The sequence below is a fragment of the Kribbella albertanoniae genome (assembly GCF_004348455.1).
Taxonomy (GTDB): domain Bacteria; phylum Actinomycetota; class Actinomycetes; order Propionibacteriales; family Kribbellaceae; genus Kribbella; species Kribbella albertanoniae.
In genome coordinates, this window is sequence record NZ_SMKA01000549.1 from 1 (window position 1) to 964 (window position 964).

Genomic DNA, 964 nt, shown 5'->3' on the forward strand with positions numbered 1-964 from the left:
TGGGGGCGGGCGTCAGGACGGGGACGGCGTCGAGGGTGCGGCGGATGTCGTGGGGTAGGTCGTCGATGGGGTTCTTGGGGGCGTGCCGGTAGGTGGTGAGGCCGCTGCCTAGTGGGGAGACGGCTTCGATGATCTCGTCGACGTCGGTGACCAGTACGGCGTCGCGCTCGCGGATCAGCACGTGGCTGCCTTCGGACATGTGGGAGGTGATGGGGCCCGGAACGGCCATCACCGGGCGGCCGCACTGCTCGGCCCAGCCTGCGCTGTTCAGGGCGCCGCTGCGGACTGCTGCCTCGACGATCAGCGTGCCTTGGCTGGCGGCCGCGATCAGGCGGTTGCGAGCGAGGAACCGCAGCTTGCTCGGTGAACACCCCGGCGACAACTCACTGATCACCAGTCCCTGCTCGACGATCCGGCTGAACAACGCCGAATTGCTTTGCGGATAGCTCTTGTCCACCCCGCAGGCCAGCACCGCGATGGTCACGCCCGAGGCCGCGAGCGCTCCCCGATGCGCCGCCGCATCGATCCCGTACGCCCCGCCCGACACCACGGCGAACCCCTTCGCCGACAACCCCGCCGCCAACTCACCAGCAACGTGCGACCCGTACGACGAACACGCCCGAGCCCCGACAATCGCCACCGACTGCTCAAGCACCTGCCGCAGATTCGCCGGCCCGCGCACCCACAATCCGAACGGCACTCCAGCCCGCCGCGTCAACTGACCCGCCTCAGCCAGCACCTCCACCTGCTCCGGCCACTCGGCGTCGCCCGGCATCACGAACCGCCCGCCAACAGCAGCCGCTCGCTCCAAATCCCGCTCCGGCTCCACCGTTGCCATCCGTGTCGCCCAACGCTCCGTCCCCACCTCCTTGCGCCGCAACCGCTCCCACATCTCCACCACTCCAACACCCTCGAACACCTTCAGCGCCGTCAGATCCCCCGGCTCGATCACCCGCCCCAGCCC

The 964-nt window shown here is 69.5% G+C and carries 1 protein-coding gene; it reads right to left on the reverse strand.

Going from position 1 to position 964, the window contains the following annotated elements:
* A partial coding sequence (dprA, locus tag E1261_RS44925) for a DNA-processing protein DprA (RefSeq protein WP_238176869.1) occupies window positions 1-964 on the reverse strand: 964 nt, incomplete at both ends.